Raw genomic sequence first — 18,327 nt, forward strand, 5'->3', positions numbered from 1 at the left:
TTTGCCTGAAGAGCACAGGGGACGCTCTCTTCATTCAATTTAGCCTTACTTCTTCAGATCGTTAAGCGGGAGTTAAGGTCTATAAAGCTGCCGTTGAAAATAAGATCAATATCTGAAACCAGTCATTATGGAAGCAATATAGTCATGAAAATCGCGCCAACAACCTTGGTAGCGCAACTACAACAGTTAAAGGTTATTCACTCCACTTAGGCACAGGTAAGACAGGCTTTTACTTTTTAACACCTACTTGCGTTTTCCTAGACGGGATTCAAACCACTCAGATAGCAGCGAAAACACCCCAAAAACGCTTATTTATATCCATGATTTCTTGAGCAGAAATCTCGAAAGCTGTTGTCACCACCGTGGCTAACCCTATTAGAAGCAGCTCTGGACATCTTGGATATCAGCTAGAGACACATTACTCAAAAGATCCTGCTTACTGTGTGGCATTGCAATAATGAAATGATAAAAGCGATCTTCAAAAACCTCTCTCTGTTTTACACAAATACGCTTTCCAAAGATGTCTTGCATAAGTAATTTCAGAAATATAGCAACCTTACTCCTACCAAAGGAAAAATTCTCTTCTAAAATAAAAAAACTGTAACCATACGTACGAAGTAGATCAATAACTTCGCTGCTACCTTCACGAACACAAGCCTCTTCGAACAATATAATAGGTTTATGATGCTCAATCGTGCGCTTTGCTCCCTGCAAGACCCTCAATTCGTGACCCTCTACGTCTATTTTCATAAGTTCTATCTGAGAGGATTGATCACTTAGAACCTCATCCAAGGATTCAACATGAATACTGATAAAGGAAGTCCCATCTATGCTTAAATCTTCTCCAGTGATCCTTGAAGCTCCCCAGTTTGTTTTATCTATCTTAAAGTTTAGAGTATCTTTTTTATCACTAAGGCCAACCTTTTTTGTCTCAATATTAGATATATGCTCTGTATTAATATCCAACAACCTGTATGTTTTCGGATTCGGTTCAAAAGCAATCACCTTCGAAAAAAACCTTGAAAAATAAATAGCGTGATTCCCAATATTTGCACCAACATCGAGAGCTGTAGAGTGACGTTTTGCATTCAACCCAAGGATTTTCGACAGCGCTTCAAGTTCATCAACCTCATATAAACCATCAACATTTATTTTGTGCGATATTGCATCATAGGAAAACCCAACCATCGTTGGGTGGCGAACACTATTCTTCTTTGACAAATACCTTAAAAAATAGTACACAAATTGACGAATCAACCTGTTTCTTTTTGAAGACTGTATTTCATTTTTTCTTTTCATACCCCCCCCGAACTTACAGCTCAGCATTTATACTAGTATTAGAGGGGATTTTTGATTACGCCAGCCACCACTAAAACATTCCTATTCTATAATCGTATTTTAAGCCTACAAGCATCATAAGCTATGTGAAATTTATTGGATATTAGTGTCTTTCGGCAACCTCTCTTTTATATCATCTGCTCATCCAAACCAAACCAGCACTAGTACACTGAGATTTCTGGTCTGAAAGAATCCCCAATATGTATTTAATCTGTAAATATTCAGCAACACATGAAGATCACTGACTTACGCTGCATGAGCACGACGGCATCAACTGCACTACTCTTTGGCAGATTTCGCCGTGAGCTATGCAGAACTAGAAGATAAAAAAATGTTTGGATCATAGCTCGAATCAGGCCATCAGGATCATGTACCTGACAGACATTTCCACACCACTTAGTGCAGATAAGCTATCCAGCCGACTCTTCACAACACATTGGGAGAAGAGCCAGCCTGAACAGCAGATGATACGATTAGCGCTTTTCTGTAGTTCGAAGGAATCAATAAAACGTCACATTCCTCTGACCAGAATTTGTTAAACCTTGTACCTGCTAAACGGATGGAAAATTAACCGTTAGATTTCCTGCAAATTGACCACGACACGGCCAACCTGTTTTCCCTTGAAAATGCTTTCAATATATTCCGGCAGTTCTGCCAGACACACTTCCGTGGTCATTTTTTCCAACCCATCCGGCTGCCACTGACCCGCTAATAATTGCCAAATAGCCTCTTTTTTCTCCCGCGACAACTCAACGGAGTCCACACCAAGAAGATTGACCCCACGGAGGATAAAAGGGAACACCGTTGCCTGAAAACTGGGAGATGAGACCAGACCACAACAGGCAACACTGCCCCCGTATTTCAACGACTTGATGATATTGAACAAAATATCTCCACCGACGGTATCGACAGCTCCCGCCCATGATTCCGGCAACAAGGGACGCTCCGATCCGTCAGCGATGGTTTCACGGTCAATCACCTTACTGGCACCCAGTTCTGTCAGATAGTCAGCCCGTTCCAATTTACCGGTACTGGCTGCCACAGAGAAACCCAGCCTGGCAAGAATCGCCACACTCAGGCTACCAACGCCACCGGTTGCACCACTGACAAAGACATCACCCTGATCAGGGGCCAGCCCCATCTGCAGCAGTTTTTCTACACAGAGTGCCGCTGTGAGGCCCGCCGTGCCAAAAATCATACTGTCGCGCAGTGACAAGGGTTCCGGGCACAGAATCACCCAATCACCCGGCACCCGGATATAACCACCAAAGCCACCTGGCGTATTCATTCCAAGGTCATATCCCGTAACAATCACCCGATCACCGGGCTGGAAACGGTTGTCACTGGACTGCTTAACAATACCTGCCGCATCAATACCGGGTGTGTGGGGGTATTGACGGGTAACTGCTTTGTTCCCTTTCGCTGACAGGGCATCCTTGAAATTCAGGGATGAATACTGCACCTGCACCAGTACATCCCCTGCAGGCAAGGCATCAACCTTACGATCGATCAACGACAGGGAATAGATGCTTTCATTCGCTTTTTTGTCAACCCACAGGGCCTTGAACGTTGTCATTACACATTTACCTACACAAATGCGGCGCTATGAAAAAAAACGGCTTGCGGTCAAGCGATCCCACCAGGAAAGCACGGTTTGTTCCAACGCCTGCTGCGCACTGAAACCGAATTTTTCCGGCAGGGACTTTTTCTGGCTCCAGGTCACCTGGTACACCTGGCTGCCCGTGTTAACCGCATCACAGATATATTCATCACTGGTCTTCAGCTCGTCGACCAGTTGTCGCTCCAGCGCCCGTTTGCCGTACCAGATTTCACCGGTTGCGGCTTCCTCAATATTCACCATTGGACGCTGTTCAACCACATACTCCTTGAACAGTACATGGGTATCTTCCAGATCCTGGATAAACTTTTCTCGTCCCTTATCAGTATTCTCACCCATTACGGTGAGCGTGCGTTTAAATTCGCCAGCCGTGTGCAGCTCAACATCAACATTGTGTTTTTTCAGTAGCCGGTGAATATTAGGCAACTGCGCCATCACACCAATGGAGCCCAATACCGCAAATGGCGCGGCCAGTATTCGATCCGCCAGGCAGGCCATCATATAGCCACCACTGGCAGCAACCTTGTCGACCGCTATCGTTAATGGAATGCCCCGCTGCTTGATGCGCTCCAGCTGGGACGACGCCAGTCCATAGGCATGTACCATACCGCCAGTACTTTCCAGTCTTACCAGCACTTCATCCTCCTGACGGGCAAGGCTCAACACCGCCGTAATTTCCTGGCGAAAGTACGTTACTGCAGATGCCCGGATATCACCATGAAAATCCAGTACATACAGGCGTTTTTCAGAGGTTTCCGCTCCCTGTTTTTTACGTGCTTTTTCCTCTTTTTTCAGTGCCTTGTGTTGCTGTTTTAACACCTGCTTATCAAGGACAGCTTCTTCCAGCGCCGTTTTCATATCCTTGATATCATCATTGAGATGCCGAATATCCAGATGCCCTTTTCCTTCTTTACGACCTTTCTGACCCAGTGAGGCTACCGCACCGATGATCAACAGAATACTACCTACCAGAATGACCGCCTTGGCCAGAAACAATCCAAGTTCAGCAAGAAACTCCAATGCATATCTCCTGAGTCAATAATGAGATCACACCTATAAATTGCCAATAGGATAAACCATAGCCCCGCGCTACCGAAATGCTTTTGGCATGCCATTCTGCAATCACCACCAAAGTGGCGTGCTATTCACCTATTCCAGATTCAAACAAGTGTATGATTTTTTATTGACACCCTCGGTGAATACCAATAACCTCATCGCAGCCTATCATCTTGGGTTACTATTTTTTACGCATCACAGCAGAAAGCAATAAGGGACATGACAATGGCCACTATCACTGAAGTATTCGAGCAGATGAAAGACAAGTTCAATTCCGATGCTGCGGCCGGTCTTGACCTTGTATTCCAGTTTGACATTGAAGATGGCGACACCTATCACCTGCTGATCAAGGACGGTGGCCTTGAGATTATTGAAGGTGCAAACGACGACCCCAACGTCACACTGATCATGGACACCGAAACCATGATCGGCATCATGACCGGCGAAGTAGACGGCATGCAGGCGTTCATGATGGGCAAACTGCGCGCTGAAGGCGACATGATGCTGGCGACTAAGCTGAGCGAACTGTTCCCTAACTAAGCACTGCGGAACAGCCTCATCAAGGTAACCTGATTCCAGGTTACCTTGCATTCCAAATCCCTTTCTCACCGCTTCGGCACTAATTGAGCTTCTCAGTAATGGCCTTTGCGGCTTCATTAACCGGTTCAGCTCTGGCACCATCCCCTGAAAGCAACACATTAAAGATAACGCCATCAACCATTGGCATATAAGACGTCAGTTTTTCCTGCGCCTGCAACGCACTGACGTGATCATTGAACCAAAGCAATACGGGCCAGCTATCAATACGCCAGTAGGGTTTATGAAGTATCAACCGCTGACTTCCCTGCTCCTGCTCCTGCTCCTGCTCCTGCTCCTGCTCAAGTGTCAGGTACCGACTCTGGATAGCCTGCAACCGGTAGATCGGCTCAGCCGCCAGCCCATTCACCATATCAGACACCACACTCACAACAGCAAATTCAGCTCGCCACAAATCCCCTTGCACAGGCACAGTCAGTTTTGTCGCTTTTCCGTCGGTTAACGTCATTTCATACTGTTGTGGCGCTGCCTCGGTGAAACTGACCGTGGCAACTACCGTCTCATTGTGCAACCGGTGGTAATGCCACAGATCCCAACCAACTATCAGGGTTCCGATACAACCGGATAACAGCAGCAATCCCAACGTGCCTTTCAGCCACCCAATCAACCAGCGCATATCGATCAGCAAACGGCCTGCCAGCCAAAGCAAAACCAGCGCAACTATGGCAACGATCAATGTCATCACGGCAATGACCATGGTATTGTCTATCCCCGCTCACGTTTTCCTGAAATACCAGCCCCACCGTCCAAGCTCAGCTTGTCGATACACCCTTGTCCACTATCGTTTCTGAGGGCTGAAGTAAAATGTTGGCATCCTGTTAAGGCACATAATCTATCATGAGATCACAATGCTAGAACTTTCAATGGACCCGGGACTCTTTGCTGTTTTATCCATGGTCGCCTTTCTTGCCGGATTTGTAGATGCTATCGCAGGCGGTGGTGGTCTTCTCATGATACCGGCACTGCTCTCGGTCGGCATCCCTCCTCATATCAGCCTGGGTACCAACAAATTGTCAGCCAGCTTTGGCAGCTTCATGGCCTCTCTCACCTTCTACCGAAAGGGCATCTTTCGCCCCCGGTACTGGATACTGGCGGCATGTGCCACTGCAATCGGTGCAACCATGGGTACATTCAGTGTCGACCTGGTGACTACAGAGTGGCTCAACCGACTGCTCCCCCTGGCCGTTTTCGCCAATGGCGTTTATATGCTACTGCATAAATCCGACAAAAAGGATGATGCGGTCGAAAAAAACACAATCCAACCCAACCGCATCATACAGTCTTTACAGGGACTGATTATTGGTTTCTATGACGGATTTGCGGGCCCTGGCACCGGTTCATTCTGGGCCGTCAGCAACATGAGTTTCCACCGGTTGAACTTGCTCATTGCGTCAGGTGCGGCTCGCGCAATGAATTTTATCAGCAATATTATTTCACTGCTGACCTTTGCCTGGCTGGGTCACGTGAACTGGATGCTGGGTATCGGTCTGGGTATATCACTCATGCTCGGCTCCCTACTGGGTGCGCATTCGGCCGTTCGACTAGGCAGCCGCTTCATCAAGCCCGTATTTATTCTCGTTGTTCTAGCGATATCCATTCATCTGGTCATAAAACACTGGTTCTAGCCAATTTTCTTTTTATTCTATACAGCAAGCAATCATGCTGCGAATGGAGAGTCAGACTCTCCATTCCAGCCATCGCCTATGAAACAGGCTTTATTTTGGCAATGTACGTTTCAATTAACTGCCGGGAAAGTGTAAACCTCGGGGGCAACTCTGGTAACTGATCAATATGAAACCAGTCACCTGCCTCCAGTTCATCCCTATCCAGCACAAGATCACCCGATTCAAACTCGGCGTGGTAGCCCAGCATGAGATTATGGGCAAAGGGCCAAGGCTGGCTGGCAATATAACGGATATTTTTTACCCTGACACCTGATTCTTCATACACCTCACGAGCCAGCGCCTGTTCGACGGTTTCACCTGGCTCCACGAATCCTGCCAACAGCGTAAACATGCCCGGCTTGTGACGTGGGGAGCGAGCCAGCAAAATCTCATTCCCTTTACTCACCAGCACAATGACACAGGGGGAAACCGGCGGATAATAATGCGCCTGACACTGACTACAAGCTTTGTAACGCTCTTCTGAAATGGCTACCAGTGTTCCGCCACAGGCGGCACAGTATTGCGTTTTTCGCCCCCAGCCCAGTAATGAAGCAGCCATTGCCAGAGGTTCAGCATCTGACTCAGCCGCCAGACCCATGGCACTGCGCAGATCTTCAGGTTGAAGATCAGGTGCTGCACCTGCAATCTCAACAGCATGAAAAACAGCCTGGGAATCACTTCCCAAAACATAGTGTTGCACGATAGTTTCTTGAGAAAAAGCGCTCGGCACGCCCTGCGTACCGCATGACCAGTACATAGCACCCTGTTCATTCAGCAGCAGTTCTCTGCCTGAAAACACAATGGCATATTCAGGCTTACCCGCATCCTTAACGGTCAACTGACGGCGATCCAGAGACTCCGATGCAATGCGGGAGGTTAATTCAGGCGGCAACGTGATACCCCAGTTCATCAAGCGCATTTTCTGCCAACTTCAGTGCATCAACCGGCGTCGTCGCCGGAATATCCAGGGATTCCAGGTAGAACTCCAGACTGGATAGCACATCAGCAAACACTTCCATGACCCGATCAGACGGGATGGATTCCTGCTCCATAATATGCTCCCTGATAAACCGGGCACAATACTGCAGAATATCGGAACAACGATCTTCACCCAGAAAATAGAGTCCACCGGCAATGGCTGAGAGCGAACGCGGCAAACTTTCCAGATGAATTTTGTCATAGTCTGACTCAAGGTAGGCGGTCACGGCACGCTTAGAGAGTGTAATACCCGCTACCGCTTCAGACTGGACAACACTACTGGCTTCCTGCAAGTGACGTTTGGTGACATGACTCTCCTCACGGGGCTTTTCCGCGCCCTGTGCCTCGACAGATGCTCTACCTGGTCCGGCACTCAACGCACTGACCATGGTTTCCACATACAGCACCGCCTCAGCAACAGAATCCAGCTCTTCAGGAGTGCCGACAGCACCAACATCATGCCATTGCCGGACCAGTGGCTGTTGTCGTTGCAGTGTATTAGCCGCCGAATGCAGTCCGGTCATGGACAACGTTTTCCCCAGACGGACAATATGATTCTGTAGCTCGCCAAAATCCGGATCCTGACCAGCACCGCGTTCCAGCAGATCCAACGTATCCTTGACTGTCGCCAGCTCTTCGCTCAACGCCTCAGACAGTGACTGGAACACGCCGTTATCCGGCCCGGACATCACCTGCCGGGCATTGCCCAGAGAAACATCGTTGAAAGGAAGCGCCGTAATCTTGTAACGATCTCGAACCCCCTGCGCCAACTCGCTGTCGCTATCAGCCAAAGCCAGCAGATATAACAACTCTTTCTGGTGCAACCTGGGAATATCAAGAACATGTTGACCCGCATTCAGTTGCAATCGTCGAATCTGCTGATCCAGACGAGAAAACAGAATCCTCCGGTTTGGTGTTAAAGCCATCTCAACATCCGCAATGGCCTCCAGGCAAGCAGCGGCGACCAGAAACAATTCCGTAATCGTTTCTTTCTGTGACAGCCGATGTAAATGCAGCATACTTCGCTGCATCAACTTAACACCGGCATAGGGCTTTTCCTGAGACATCATGCCCAACAGCCCCATCTGATACATCTGCCTCAGACGACGTATAGGCGATTTATTGCTCTCAAGTGGTTTTACGAGAGGCTCTGATGCTTCAGTTTTCACATCCAGCCGAACGGTAAAAAACCAGCTTTCGGGCAACGCGGCTTCCCCCCGGGCTTTCCTGACCCGGTTGATCTCTGGCAGCAACAGTTCAGGCAATTCATCACGCTGAGTTACAACATAATTCAGGTAACGCTCCAGAATAAACAAACCACGCCCCAGGCAATCGAGACGGTCATCGGTTACCGTCATGCTGCCCGGTGTCAGCGCCAGGGCCAGTTCTGTGAGTTCTATAACCAGAAGCTCTGCACCATTGAGTTCAATCAGCGTCAGGATACCGCCGATCTGCTGCAGGTCATCAATACACGCCTGCAACGATGCCCCCTGATCCGGTGCCTCAGCAAAGTGCTCCAGGGATTGAACAGCGTGCTGGAGCGTAGCGTCTAACTCGTCACGCAGGGGGTGCAGTGCATTGACTCCCGCCATGGGGTTACTCCTTGTCGTCGTAGGCCTCAATCATCAAAGACAGGGGTTTGTTTGGACATCTGCGCCATGATGGCCCTCTTGAGGTCGTCCGATTGCAGCATGGCGGCATTCCAGGAGGCCACATAATTCAACCCTTCCTCAACCGAATGGTCACGGGCATAAATCAGCATTTCCTTGGTACCCTGCACGGCAATGGGGGACTTGGCCGCAATAAGCTGGGCTTTCTCCAGTACGGCGTCAACGAGACTGCCGTGATCCGGATACACCGCATTCACCAAGCCTGCCCTGTCGGCCTCATCGCTGTCCATCACACGGCCGGTGTAGGCCAGTTCACGCATCAGGCCATCACTGATGATATAGGGAAGCCGTTGCAAGGTACCGACATCTGCCGCCATGCCAATGTCCACTTCCTTGATGCAAAAACGGGCGTCTTCTGTGCAATAACGGATATCGCAGGCTGCGACCAGGTCAATGCCACCACCATAACAACACCCCTGTATTGCCGCCAACACCGGTTTACTGCAGTGTTCGATTGCATTCAGTGCGCCCTGAAGCTCGATGATTTTACGTCGCAACAGACGCGCATTCCGCCCGACCTCCTTACTTAGCGAAGCACCAAGACCGGCCATCATGGCCAGGTCAATTCCGGAACTGAAATGCTTGCCATTGGCACTGAAAACCACCGCTCGAACAGAGGGGTCGGTATCAGCCCAGTCAAAAATAGCGTGAATTTCCCGCCAGACGTCTTCACTCATGGCATTCGCCTTATCAGGACGGTTCAGCCTGACATGCGCCACCTTGCCAATTTGTTCCACCTCGAAGGTTTTATAGTCGGACATCCTGTAACTCCCGTTTTTCTGGATCGGGTGGGAAGAACGCGCCAACTATATCAAGGCTTTTCCAACCGTAAAAGAATGACGCTGGGATTCAGTTAATCGCCTCACACTTTCCCGCATCCCGTCAAAAAGCTATTCTCACATTGAACAATCAAAAGGACGTGCCAAGCTCAAGCACTCCAACTCCACTGATATCACGGAAAACCATACTTATGACTGCTGCAGTATGGCCCACCCTTGGGCATCGTTTTCTTGGTGATAGTCCCGTCTGGTATAAAAAAACCATCCTTCTTTTCCTTGTCGTGAACCCCATTGTCTGGCTCTTTGCCGGTGGGCAGGTCTGCGCCTGGTTGATACTGGGGGAATTTATTTTCACCCTGGCCATGGCGCTGGAAGCCTTTCCGTTGCAACCCGGAGGGCTGTTGCTGATTGAAGCACTGGTATTGGGTCTGGCCACACCCGAGAATCTTTACCGGGAAGTACTGAACAATTTCCCGGTATTGCTGCTTCTGATCTTCATGGTGACGGCCATCCACTTCCTGCGAGATTTGTTGATGGTGGTTTTTTGCAAGATTCTGACCGCCACCCGAAGTCAGGCAATGCTGGCCCTGGCCTTTACGACGTCAGCCGCTTTTCTCTCGGCCTTTCTGGATGCCTTAACCGTCACGGCGGTGATCATTACGGTGGCAACCGGTTTTCATGGGCTCATCAAGCATGCCAGGCACTCCGACACCATCAGCGACACGGATTTTCAGCAATTCCGCGATTTCTTATGCGGCCTCATGATGCATAGTGCCGTCGGAACAGCGCTCGGCGGCGTGTTTACCCTGATCGGCGAACCCCAGAACCTGCTCATCGGCGAACAGATGGGCTGGGACTTCATGGAATTTCTGACTCAGATGGCACCGGTTTCTCTCCCGGTCTTTGTACTAGGGCTGTCTACTTGCCTGCTTCTGGAGCGCTCCGGACGGTTCGGCTACGGGATCACCATGCCTGAAACGGTGAAGACCTGCCTGCACAGCGTCTCCCTGGGCGATCTGACCAGCAGCCGAGACACCGATAAGCTCACGCTCTCCATACAGGCGCTGTCCGCTGTTTTGTTGATTACCGCGCTGGCATTGCATGTAGCGGAAATCGGTCTGATTGGCCTGATGATCATCATTCTGACCACATCATTAAACGGCAATAATAGGGAAGAACAACTGGCAGAGGCCTTTCGGGACGGCATGCCGTTCACGGCGCTGCTGGTGGTATTTTTCGGTATTGTGGCCATGCTCCACGAACAACACCTGTTCAGCCCCCTGATTGCCTGGGTTCACAGCCTGCCGGAAGAACTGCAAACCAGCATGATGTTTGCGGCCAATGGTATTTTGTCTTCTATCAGTGACAACGTTTTTGTGGCGACGATTTACATTGAGGAAACCCGTGCAGCTTTCGACAACGGTCTTCTAACTCGGGAGATGTTTGAAAAATTGGCCATAGCAATCAATGCCGGCACCAATCTGCCAAGCGTTGCCACACCCAATGGGCAGGCTGCCTTCCTGTTTCTGCTGACCTCACCGCTAGCGCCGTTGATCGGACTCTCCTACAGCCGTATGGTGTGGATGGCGCTGCCCTACACGATTGTGCTAACTGTTTCAGGACTGGCCTGTACGACCTGGTTACTTACATAAGAGACAGGATGATTCAACAGTGGCAATGACGGACGCCATCGCCACTGTTGAACGCATCAAAGGCCATGATTGCGACGTTCCTGAAGTATCGCTCTCCGCTCTGAAAGAGGAATGTGCTTGGGCAAAGTCTTACAGGCTTTGGCACTGGGCAAATCGCGCAGAATTTCCTGAATACAGCTGTATGAGGATAACGGACGCTTAGGGCAGCAAGATGGCATTGAAGAAAAATGAGCCATACCACCGGCCCGTCTTATCCGCCGGCCTCCTTTTGTGACATTCACCGGCTCTTGCGTCTGAATGCGACCTGCGTTATATCCTGACCCACTACTTCCATCAATTCTCGACATTTGCTATTCCTTTAGCCCTAAATCCATGATGTGGATCTAATAAAGAAGATCAACGTGTTTTTATGGAATTATAGTTCTCTATCGAGAGATCAAAATGGCATTCTACCCTGCCTGCCAGAGACAGCTCCCACCGCTTTTCTTGCTGATTTCAGCCAGTTTTTCCTCATGAAGACGAAGTTCATCTCCAGTGGCCATGATAACCGGTAATGCAGGACGATCCGTGGCCAAACGCCGGATGACAGAATCATCTCCCTCCGCCTCCGAATCTGACAGGGCACCCAGCGATAGACTGGTTTGCCCCCCCGTCATGTAGAGGTAAACATCAGCCAGGATTTCAGAATCCAGCAAGGCGCCATGGAGCGTACGGGAAGAGTTGTCTACGCCATAGCGTTTGCAGAGGGCATCCAGGCTGTTCTTCTGGCCCGGGTGCTTCTTTCGTGCATACACCAGGCTGTCGGTGATCTTGCAGTAGCTTTCGATCTGCCCCGGCGATGGCTTCAACTTCCCAAACTCATGGTTAATGAAGCCCACATCGAACGGCGCATTATGGATTACCAGTTCAGCCCCCTTCACAAAGGCCAGAAACTCATCTGCAATCTGGTGAAAGCGTGGTTTGTCTGCCAGAAACTCATTGGTGATACCATGCACTTCCATAGCACCCGCATCAACCTCACGGTCAGGATTGATATAAACGTGATAATGGTTACCGGTTAGCTTGCGGCCAATGACTTCCACGCACCCAATTTCAATGATCCGGTGGCCCTGTGAAGGTTCCAGGCCGGTGGTTTCCGTATCAAGTACGACCAGTCTTGACATCAGTTATCTCCTGCTTTCGGAATGCCGCGGCGCGCCAGCTCATCGGCAATTTCATTCTCTCTATGGCCACTGTGCCCCTTGATCCAGCACCATTCCACCTGGTGACGGGCTGCTTCAGTGTCCAGACGCTGCCACAAGTCAACATTTTTAACGGGCTGCTTGGCGGCGGTTCGCCAATTATTGCGCTTCCAGCCTTTGAGCCATTCCGTAATCCCTTTGCGGACGTATTGGGAGTCCGTCGTGAGGCGAACCTGGCAGGGGCGTGTTAAGGCTGCCAACCCTTCAATAGCGGCCATCAGCTCCATGCGGTTATTGGTGGTTTGGGCCTCCCCGCCACACAGCGTTTTCTCTGTATCGCCATAGCGCAATAGAACCCCCCATCCGCCTGGCCCTGGATTGCCACTACAGGCGCCATCGGTGAAAATTTCGACCACCCTGGCGGATCGGTTCTCAGACGCGTCAGACACTCTTGATAAACTCCCTAGCTGTTATATTGCATCCCGGGATGCTGTATTTCGGGCATAAGATGCCCCCAGCAGACGCTTACGGGACGTCTGCCAGCGTGAATGATAGCGGGTCATACCCGCACGGTCTTTCGTGGCCACCAGCATATAAAAGCTCCCCGTCGGCAATTTTCTTAGCCCGGCATGATTCTGAAGCCAGGACTGGTGGCTGGGCTTGAGATGAGAGCAGAATGGGTAAAGATGACCGCCATAGTGCAAATGGCAGCGGCTGAAATTCAGCAGTGTCAGCCAGTCTTCAATACGCCGATGATGAAAATAGCGTCCACGGCGCATGATACTGTTAGCCCCCATGCCGAACAGGCGGTATATACCCCACACGCTCAGGGGATTAAAGCCAACAACAACCAGTTTCCCGCCAGGCACAATGGTTCGACAGGCTTCACGAAGTACTCTGTGGGGCTTTTCTGAAAATTCCAGGGCATGATGCAACAGCACGAGATCCATGCTCCGTGGCTGTATGGGCCATTCATTGACATCCAGGCGAATGACCGATTCTGACGGCGCCTCAGCCAGAGGTGTCAGCATCGTCCCGTGCACCACCTGACTGTAGTCGAGCAGCTTTCCATCCGGGCAAATCCCCAGCATCGACGCATGATGACCGAAGATCCGTGGCAACATGGCCTGCAGCATACGTTCCTCCGATGTCAGGAGATAACGCCCCTTCCCCGTGGCCAGCCATTGCCTCGCCAAAGGCAGCTGGTCAGCAAATGTTTCGGTTTTTTTTGACGAACTATGTCCGAACATTCGGTATCCGTTACTATTGGAAGTCAACTGGCAAACCGATAGGATGCCAATAATCCCGGTTTCAGAGCACACCAGACACCCATGATCAACGTAACCGGCCTTCCGGCCTTCAATGACAATTACATTTGGCTGCAGACTGATACAGACAGTCAACTCTGCCATGTCGTTGATCCAGGTGATGGTGACATCGTACTCAAAGCCTGCCGCGACAACAATCTGGAACTGGCGGGAATACTGATCACCCATCACCATGGCGACCACACCGGTGGCATACGGACGCTACTCAAGCACCACGATGTCCCCGTCTACGGTCCAGCCAGTGAAAACATACCCGGCCTGACCCATCCCCTGTCTGAGAACGATACGCTGTTGCTCCATGGCTGTACATTCCGGGTTATCGAAACGCCGGGCCATACCGCCGGTCATATTGCGTATTTCGGCGAACCTGAACAGCAGGCACCGATTCTATTTTGCGGCGACACACTCTTTGCCGGCGGCTGTGGGCGACTCTTTGAAGGTACTGCCGAACAAATGCTGGCGTCACTGACCAAGCTGTCAGCGCTGCCTGACCAAACCCTGATTTACTGCGCCCATGAATACACGATGGCGAACCTGCGCTTTGCGCAGGCGGTTGAGGCGGACAATACAGCACTCCAGCAACGCATCGCCGCAACGGAGGCACTCCGCCAAAACGGCGAATCCACGGTGCCATCGGAGATGGCCACAGAACGGGCGACCAACCCTTTCCTGCGGTCCGGCGAGGCAACAGTCAAAGCGGCCGCTGAGCAGTTTTCAGGCCGAACAATGACTGACGATACGGACACCTTTGCAGCAATACGTCGCTGGAAAGACAGTTTCTGATTACCAGGGATATACTGTTATGAGAAACTACAGTCATTCACTGGTGCGCGTCGATCATCACCAGCGCTCCCATTGACGCACAACAACAATCACGGTACCCAATGCAAGAAGCGAATCGAACAAAATCCCCTTCGCGTGCCATAGGCCGGATCAGCCCGGTTGCAGGCGCCGTTTTAGCCCTTAGTCTACTGGCAGGATGTCAGACATCCCCTCTGCAGCAATCGCCAGAAACTGCAAAGTCCTCTGTCGGCACAGGTTCAGCAAACACTGCTGGCGAACAACACGGCAAAGCGAAAACACCGGAAACGCCAAAACCGGTGGTTATCACCAATCTCTGGGATCGCATTATTCCCGGCCTGGCCATGAACCTGGATCAGGATGACCCGAGAATCCGTGCTGAACTGCACTACTACCGGCGTCACCAAGGTTACTTTGACCGTGTGATCAACCGCGCCTCCCCTTACCTCTACCATATTGTTGAAGAGGTCCAGGAACGCAATATGCCTATGGAGATGGCGCTGCTGCCCGTGGTGGAAAGCGCCTTCGACCCCTTTGCCTATTCCCACGGCCGCGCCGCAGGCCTATGGCAGTTCATCCCTTCAACAGGGCGTCATTACGGACTGAAGCAGAACTGGTGGTATGACGGACGCCGTGACATCCTGGCCTCTACCGATGCGGCACTGGATTACCTGCAGGAACTGCACGGCGAATTCAACGACTGGGAGCTGGCCCTTGCCGCCTACAATGCCGGCAGAGGTACGGTAGCCTCGGCTATCCGCAAGAATCGCAAGAAAGGCAAGCCGACGGACTTCTGGTCACTCAGCCTGCCGCGGGAAACAACCGCCTATGTTCCCCGACTGATTGCGATCTCCAAAATAATCAGGGATTCAGATACCCATAACATCACTGTAAACCGTGTCGCCAACAAACCCTATTTCGATGTGGTGGAAACCGGGCAGCAGATTGATCTGGCACGCGCCGCCTCACTGGCAAAAATAGACATTGATGAACTGTATCGCCTGAACCCGGGTTTCAATCGCTGGGCGACCGATCCTGAAGGGCCGCACCACCTACTGGTTCCCGTCGACAAGGCCGATCACTTCAGACAGGTACTGGCCAGCCTGCCCGCAGAGCGGCGCCTTCAGTGGCAACGTTATACCATTCGCTCTGGCGACAGCCTGCTGACGATATCCAAGCGCTATCAGACGTCTGTTGAGCTGATCAAGGACGTCAACAACCTGACCAGCAATACCATTGTTGCAGGTCAAGCCCTGCTGATCCCGGTTCCCTCCGAGGACAGCGAAACCTACGCCCTCAGTGCAGAGCAGCGGAAACTGGCGCGACAAAGCCGTTCTGTCAGTGGTCGACAGAAGATGCAGTATCAGGTGAAACCAGGCGACAGCTTCTGGTTGATCGCCAAGCAATATGACGTCAATGTCCGAGCATTGGCCAAGTGGAACAGCATGGCTCCCACGGACACCCTGCGTGCAGGTCAGCAACTGGTCATCTGGACAGAACCCGGCAAAGGGAATTCCGGCATTATCCGCAAGGTCAACTACCAGGTTCGAAATGGCGACAACCTCTCCCTGATTGCCGGGCGGTTCAACGTCAAGGTAAACCAGATCAAGCAATGGAACACTTTACCAGGCAAATACCTCCAACCGGGCCAACAACTCACCCTCTACGTGGACGTGACCAGTACCAACTGACATTGAAACCGTAGGCTCAGCGCCCCCTGCTATAGTTGGATTAGCATTCACTCGGCAGGGGGATTCTCTCAAACGTGCACGCCTTTTTTATCGTGCTCACCGCCTTTTTTCTGGCTGGCATCGGGATTGCACAGGCCGAGATTGTTCATCCTCTAGGCAATGTTGTTCATTCTCATGGATTCTCACTCCATGAACCGCTGAAGTACCCGACAAATTTCACCCATCTTGCGACAGTTAATCCGGATGCGCCCAAAGGCGGCACCCTGCGATTAATGGCCTATGGCACCTTCGACTCACTCAACCCCTATCTTCTCAAGGGCAATGCACCATCGGCATTACCCGGCTTCTCCTTACTGGGTGTCAGTGAATTGAATGAGACCCTGATGACAGGCAGTCATGCGTTCCAACTATCCTCCGATGAAATGCAAGTCGCCTATGGCTTGCTGGCAGAGTCCATCACCTGCCCTGAAAACTGTGCCTGGGTCACCTTCCACCTCAGGCCTGAAGCCAGATTTCACGACGGAAGCCCCATCACACCGGACGATGTGCTGTTTTCATTCCAAGCCTTGCGACAATGGGGGCATCCCCGCTATCAACTGGCCTACCAAATTGTCGAGCATGCAGAAGTGACGGGTAAACACACAATCCGTTTTGATCTCACCGCTGAAAATCGCTGCACCCAGCTCTACACACTGGCGGAACTGCCGGTGCTATCAAAATCATCCTTCCCCGACAAAAACCGACAAAACCCACTTCAGATGACTGAACCATTGATACCCCCTCTCAATTCAGGCCCCTATCGCATTACACGGGTGATTCCAGGCAAACAGCTGGTCTTCGAACGGGTGGCCGATTACTGGGGGCGGGATTTGCCGATCAATCGCGGGAAATACAATTTTGATCGAATAATCATAGACTTCTACCGGGACCTTAATGTCGCCTTTGAGCATTTCAAGACCGGTGCTTTTGATGCCTATATTGAAACCGTTGCCAAGAACTGGCACAGCGCCTATGACCACCCTGCCATTAAAACCGGGGCAATAAAAAAACTGGAAATCCCTCTGTCCAGCCCGGGAGGCGTCAGGGCATTCTTTTTCAATACACGCCGCCCTCCGTTTAACAATGCATCAACACGCGCAGCAGTCAGCCTGATGTTTGATTTCAACCTGATCAACCGCCTGCTGTTTTATCAGAGCTACCAACGCAATCAGAGCATCTTCCCGTTTCTTCTGAATCAGTTATGGAATCGCCCTGATCCAACGACACTCAATCTGTTAGCCCCTTTCCGGCATCAACTTCCTGCGAGATTATTTTCAGAACCGCTTCCGACTCATCGCGAAACATCCCACCCTGCTGCTGCCAAACGCCAGGCCATCCAGTTACTTGAACAGGCTGGCTGGTTTTACCGGGATCATCGTATGGTGAACGCTCAGGGGATACCTTTGCATTTCGAGATTATTCACCCCACAAAAGGGCTGGAGAGAATCGTTCAACACTTCATTAAAAATCTTGCTGACATTGGTATACATGTCACACTGAGGGCATTGGACACCAGCCAGTACCGTCAGCGGCTAAAGCGGTTTGACTTTGACCTTATCCATTACCCGATCCCCCAGCGCATGCTGCCAGGACCGGAAGTCATCGACTTTTTTCATTCCTCCAGCGCCCAACGACCGGGCAGTATGAATTTTGCCGGTATCGAAGACCCCGTCATTGATCAGCTGATTTACGGTTTATTGACTGCCCGGGGCATAGATTCGCTACACAGCCATGCCCAGGCTATTGACCGGGTTTTATTGTGGCGGCACTACATCATCCCGGGCTGGCATAGCCCTGTGCTGCGCATTGCCTACAAGGCCAGACTCCAATATCCCGACCAGATGCCACAGTATGGGTTCAGTTTTGCCCACTGGTGGGAGCAGACCAAGCACCCTCACAACCCCATGCACGAGCCGGATTAACAGGGATATCAGC

At 51.1% G+C, this 18,327-nt stretch carries 16 protein-coding genes; 6 read left to right on the forward strand and 10 right to left on the reverse strand.

What is annotated here, in order from left to right:
- Window positions 1–375: 375 nt before the first annotated feature.
- The 3 genes from ABD892_RS06295 to sohB all read right to left on the reverse strand — a co-directional run bounded on the left by ABD892_RS06295 (window position 376) and on the right by sohB (window position 3,976).
- Entirely contained in the window at window positions 376–1,299 is a 924-nt protein-coding gene (locus ABD892_RS06295) for an FkbM family methyltransferase (RefSeq protein WP_345194575.1), read from the reverse strand.
- Between the two features lie 613 nt (window positions 1,300–1,912).
- Window positions 1,913–2,914 (reverse strand): YhdH/YhfP family quinone oxidoreductase, encoded by a 1,002-nt coding sequence (locus ABD892_RS06300; protein WP_345194577.1) that lies wholly within the window; start codon window positions 2,912–2,914, stop codon window positions 1,913–1,915.
- Window positions 2,915–2,941: 27 nt separating this feature from the next.
- Window positions 2,942–3,976: a protease SohB gene (gene sohB / locus ABD892_RS06305; RefSeq protein ID WP_345194578.1), complete on the reverse strand. Its 1,035-nt coding sequence runs from the start codon at window positions 3,974–3,976 to the stop codon at window positions 2,942–2,944.
- Between the two features lie 261 nt (window positions 3,977–4,237).
- Between sohB and ABD892_RS06310 the strand changes: the two genes are divergently transcribed.
- Window positions 4,238–4,552 carry an SCP2 sterol-binding domain-containing protein gene (locus ABD892_RS06310; RefSeq protein WP_345194579.1) on the forward strand — a complete coding sequence of 105 codons (315 nt, stop codon included), beginning with the start codon at window positions 4,238–4,240 and terminating at the stop codon, window positions 4,550–4,552.
- Between the two features lie 79 nt (window positions 4,553–4,631).
- On the opposite strand, the gene ABD892_RS06315 is transcribed toward ABD892_RS06310, so the two are convergent.
- On the reverse strand, window positions 4,632–5,306 hold the full coding sequence (locus tag ABD892_RS06315) for a hypothetical protein (RefSeq protein WP_345194580.1): 675 nt from the start codon (window positions 5,304–5,306) through the stop codon (window positions 4,632–4,634).
- 151 nt (window positions 5,307–5,457) lie between these two features.
- On the opposite strand from ABD892_RS06315, the gene ABD892_RS06320 reads away from it, so the two are divergent.
- Complete coding sequence (locus ABD892_RS06320; RefSeq protein WP_345194581.1) at window positions 5,458–6,234, forward strand: TSUP family transporter; 777 nt, start codon at window positions 5,458–5,460, stop codon at window positions 6,232–6,234.
- A 76-nt stretch (window positions 6,235–6,310) separates the two neighbouring features.
- Here ABD892_RS06320 and nudC read toward each other — a convergent pair whose 3' ends face one another.
- From nudC to ABD892_RS06335, 3 genes are read right to left on the reverse strand one after another with little or no spacing between them, the layout of a single operon-like run.
- Complete coding sequence (nudC, locus tag ABD892_RS06325) at window positions 6,311–7,183, reverse strand: NAD(+) diphosphatase (protein WP_345194582.1); 873 nt, start codon at window positions 7,181–7,183, stop codon at window positions 6,311–6,313.
- Entirely contained in the window at window positions 7,155–8,843 is a 1,689-nt protein-coding gene (locus ABD892_RS06330) for a FimL-related protein (protein ID WP_345194584.1), read from the reverse strand. The genes nudC and ABD892_RS06330 overlap by 29 nt, the downstream gene beginning before the upstream one ends.
- Before the next feature lie 26 nt (window positions 8,844–8,869).
- Window positions 8,870–9,682 carry a crotonase/enoyl-CoA hydratase family protein gene (locus ABD892_RS06335; RefSeq protein ID WP_345194585.1) on the reverse strand — a complete coding sequence of 271 codons (813 nt, stop codon included), beginning with the start codon at window positions 9,680–9,682 and terminating at the stop codon, window positions 8,870–8,872.
- Window positions 9,683–9,891: 209 nt separating this feature from the next.
- Between ABD892_RS06335 and nhaB the strand changes: the two genes are divergently transcribed.
- Entirely contained in the window at window positions 9,892–11,352 is a 1,461-nt protein-coding gene (nhaB, locus tag ABD892_RS06340) for a sodium/proton antiporter NhaB (RefSeq protein ID WP_345194586.1), read from the forward strand.
- Window positions 11,353–11,801: 449 nt separating this feature from the next.
- On the opposite strand, the gene dnaQ is transcribed toward nhaB, so the two are convergent.
- From dnaQ to ABD892_RS06355, 3 genes are read right to left on the reverse strand one after another with little or no spacing between them, the layout of a single operon-like run.
- Window positions 11,802–12,515 carry a DNA polymerase III subunit epsilon gene (dnaQ, locus tag ABD892_RS06345; protein ID WP_345194587.1) on the reverse strand — a complete coding sequence of 238 codons (714 nt, stop codon included), beginning with the start codon at window positions 12,513–12,515 and terminating at the stop codon, window positions 11,802–11,804.
- Complete coding sequence (gene rnhA, locus ABD892_RS06350; RefSeq protein WP_345194589.1) at window positions 12,515–12,982, reverse strand: ribonuclease HI; 468 nt, start codon at window positions 12,980–12,982, stop codon at window positions 12,515–12,517. Before rnhA ends, dnaQ begins: the two co-directional genes overlap by 1 nt.
- Before the next feature lie 21 nt (window positions 12,983–13,003).
- Window positions 13,004–13,783 (reverse strand): class I SAM-dependent methyltransferase, encoded by a 780-nt coding sequence (locus tag ABD892_RS06355; RefSeq protein WP_345194590.1) that lies wholly within the window; start codon window positions 13,781–13,783, stop codon window positions 13,004–13,006.
- 81 nt (window positions 13,784–13,864) lie between these two features.
- On the opposite strand from ABD892_RS06355, the gene gloB reads away from it, so the two are divergent.
- The 3 genes from gloB to ABD892_RS06370 all read left to right on the forward strand — a co-directional run bounded on the left by gloB (window position 13,865) and on the right by ABD892_RS06370 (window position 18,314).
- Window positions 13,865–14,644, forward strand: coding sequence for a hydroxyacylglutathione hydrolase (gene gloB / locus ABD892_RS06360; protein WP_345194591.1), 780 nt, complete (start codon window positions 13,865–13,867; stop codon window positions 14,642–14,644).
- Window positions 14,645–14,745: 101 nt separating this feature from the next.
- Window positions 14,746–16,353 (forward strand): lytic transglycosylase, encoded by a 1,608-nt coding sequence (locus ABD892_RS06365; RefSeq protein ID WP_345194592.1) that lies wholly within the window; start codon window positions 14,746–14,748, stop codon window positions 16,351–16,353.
- Window positions 16,354–16,427: 74 nt separating this feature from the next.
- Window positions 16,428–18,314: an extracellular solute-binding protein gene (locus ABD892_RS06370; RefSeq protein ID WP_345194593.1), complete on the forward strand. Its 1,887-nt coding sequence runs from the start codon at window positions 16,428–16,430 to the stop codon at window positions 18,312–18,314.
- The last annotated feature ends 13 nt before the right edge of the window (window positions 18,315–18,327 follow it).

This window comes from Kistimonas scapharcae (assembly GCF_039540975.1).
Taxonomy (GTDB): domain Bacteria; phylum Pseudomonadota; class Gammaproteobacteria; order Pseudomonadales; family Endozoicomonadaceae; genus Kistimonas; species Kistimonas scapharcae.

Coding starts and splice junctions, on each gene's coding strand:
- ABD892_RS06295 (WP_345194575.1), bottom strand. CDS start 1,299: ATGAAAAGAAAAAATGAAATACAGTCTTCAAAAAGAAACAGGTTGATT.
- ABD892_RS06300 (WP_345194577.1), bottom strand. CDS start 2,914: ATGACAACGTTCAAGGCCCTGTGGGTTGACAAAAAAGCGAATGAAAGC.
- ABD892_RS06310 (WP_345194579.1), top strand. CDS start 4,238: ATGGCCACTATCACTGAAGTATTCGAGCAGATGAAAGACAAGTTCAAT.
- ABD892_RS06315 (WP_345194580.1), bottom strand. CDS start 5,306: ATGGTCATTGCCGTGATGACATTGATCGTTGCCATAGTTGCGCTGGTT.
- ABD892_RS06320 (WP_345194581.1), top strand. CDS start 5,458: ATGCTAGAACTTTCAATGGACCCGGGACTCTTTGCTGTTTTATCCATG.
- nudC (WP_345194582.1), bottom strand. CDS start 7,183: ATGAACTGGGGTATCACGTTGCCGCCTGAATTAACCTCCCGCATTGCA.
- ABD892_RS06330 (WP_345194584.1), bottom strand. CDS start 8,843: ATGGCGGGAGTCAATGCACTGCACCCCCTGCGTGACGAGTTAGACGCT.
- ABD892_RS06335 (WP_345194585.1), bottom strand. CDS start 9,682: ATGTCCGACTATAAAACCTTCGAGGTGGAACAAATTGGCAAGGTGGCG.
- nhaB (WP_345194586.1), top strand. CDS start 9,892: ATGACTGCTGCAGTATGGCCCACCCTTGGGCATCGTTTTCTTGGTGAT.
- dnaQ (WP_345194587.1), bottom strand. CDS start 12,515: ATGTCAAGACTGGTCGTACTTGATACGGAAACCACCGGCCTGGAACCT.
- ABD892_RS06355 (WP_345194590.1), bottom strand. CDS start 13,783: ATGTTCGGACATAGTTCGTCAAAAAAAACCGAAACATTTGCTGACCAG.
- gloB (WP_345194591.1), top strand. CDS start 13,865: ATGATCAACGTAACCGGCCTTCCGGCCTTCAATGACAATTACATTTGG.
- ABD892_RS06365 (WP_345194592.1), top strand. CDS start 14,746: ATGCAAGAAGCGAATCGAACAAAATCCCCTTCGCGTGCCATAGGCCGG.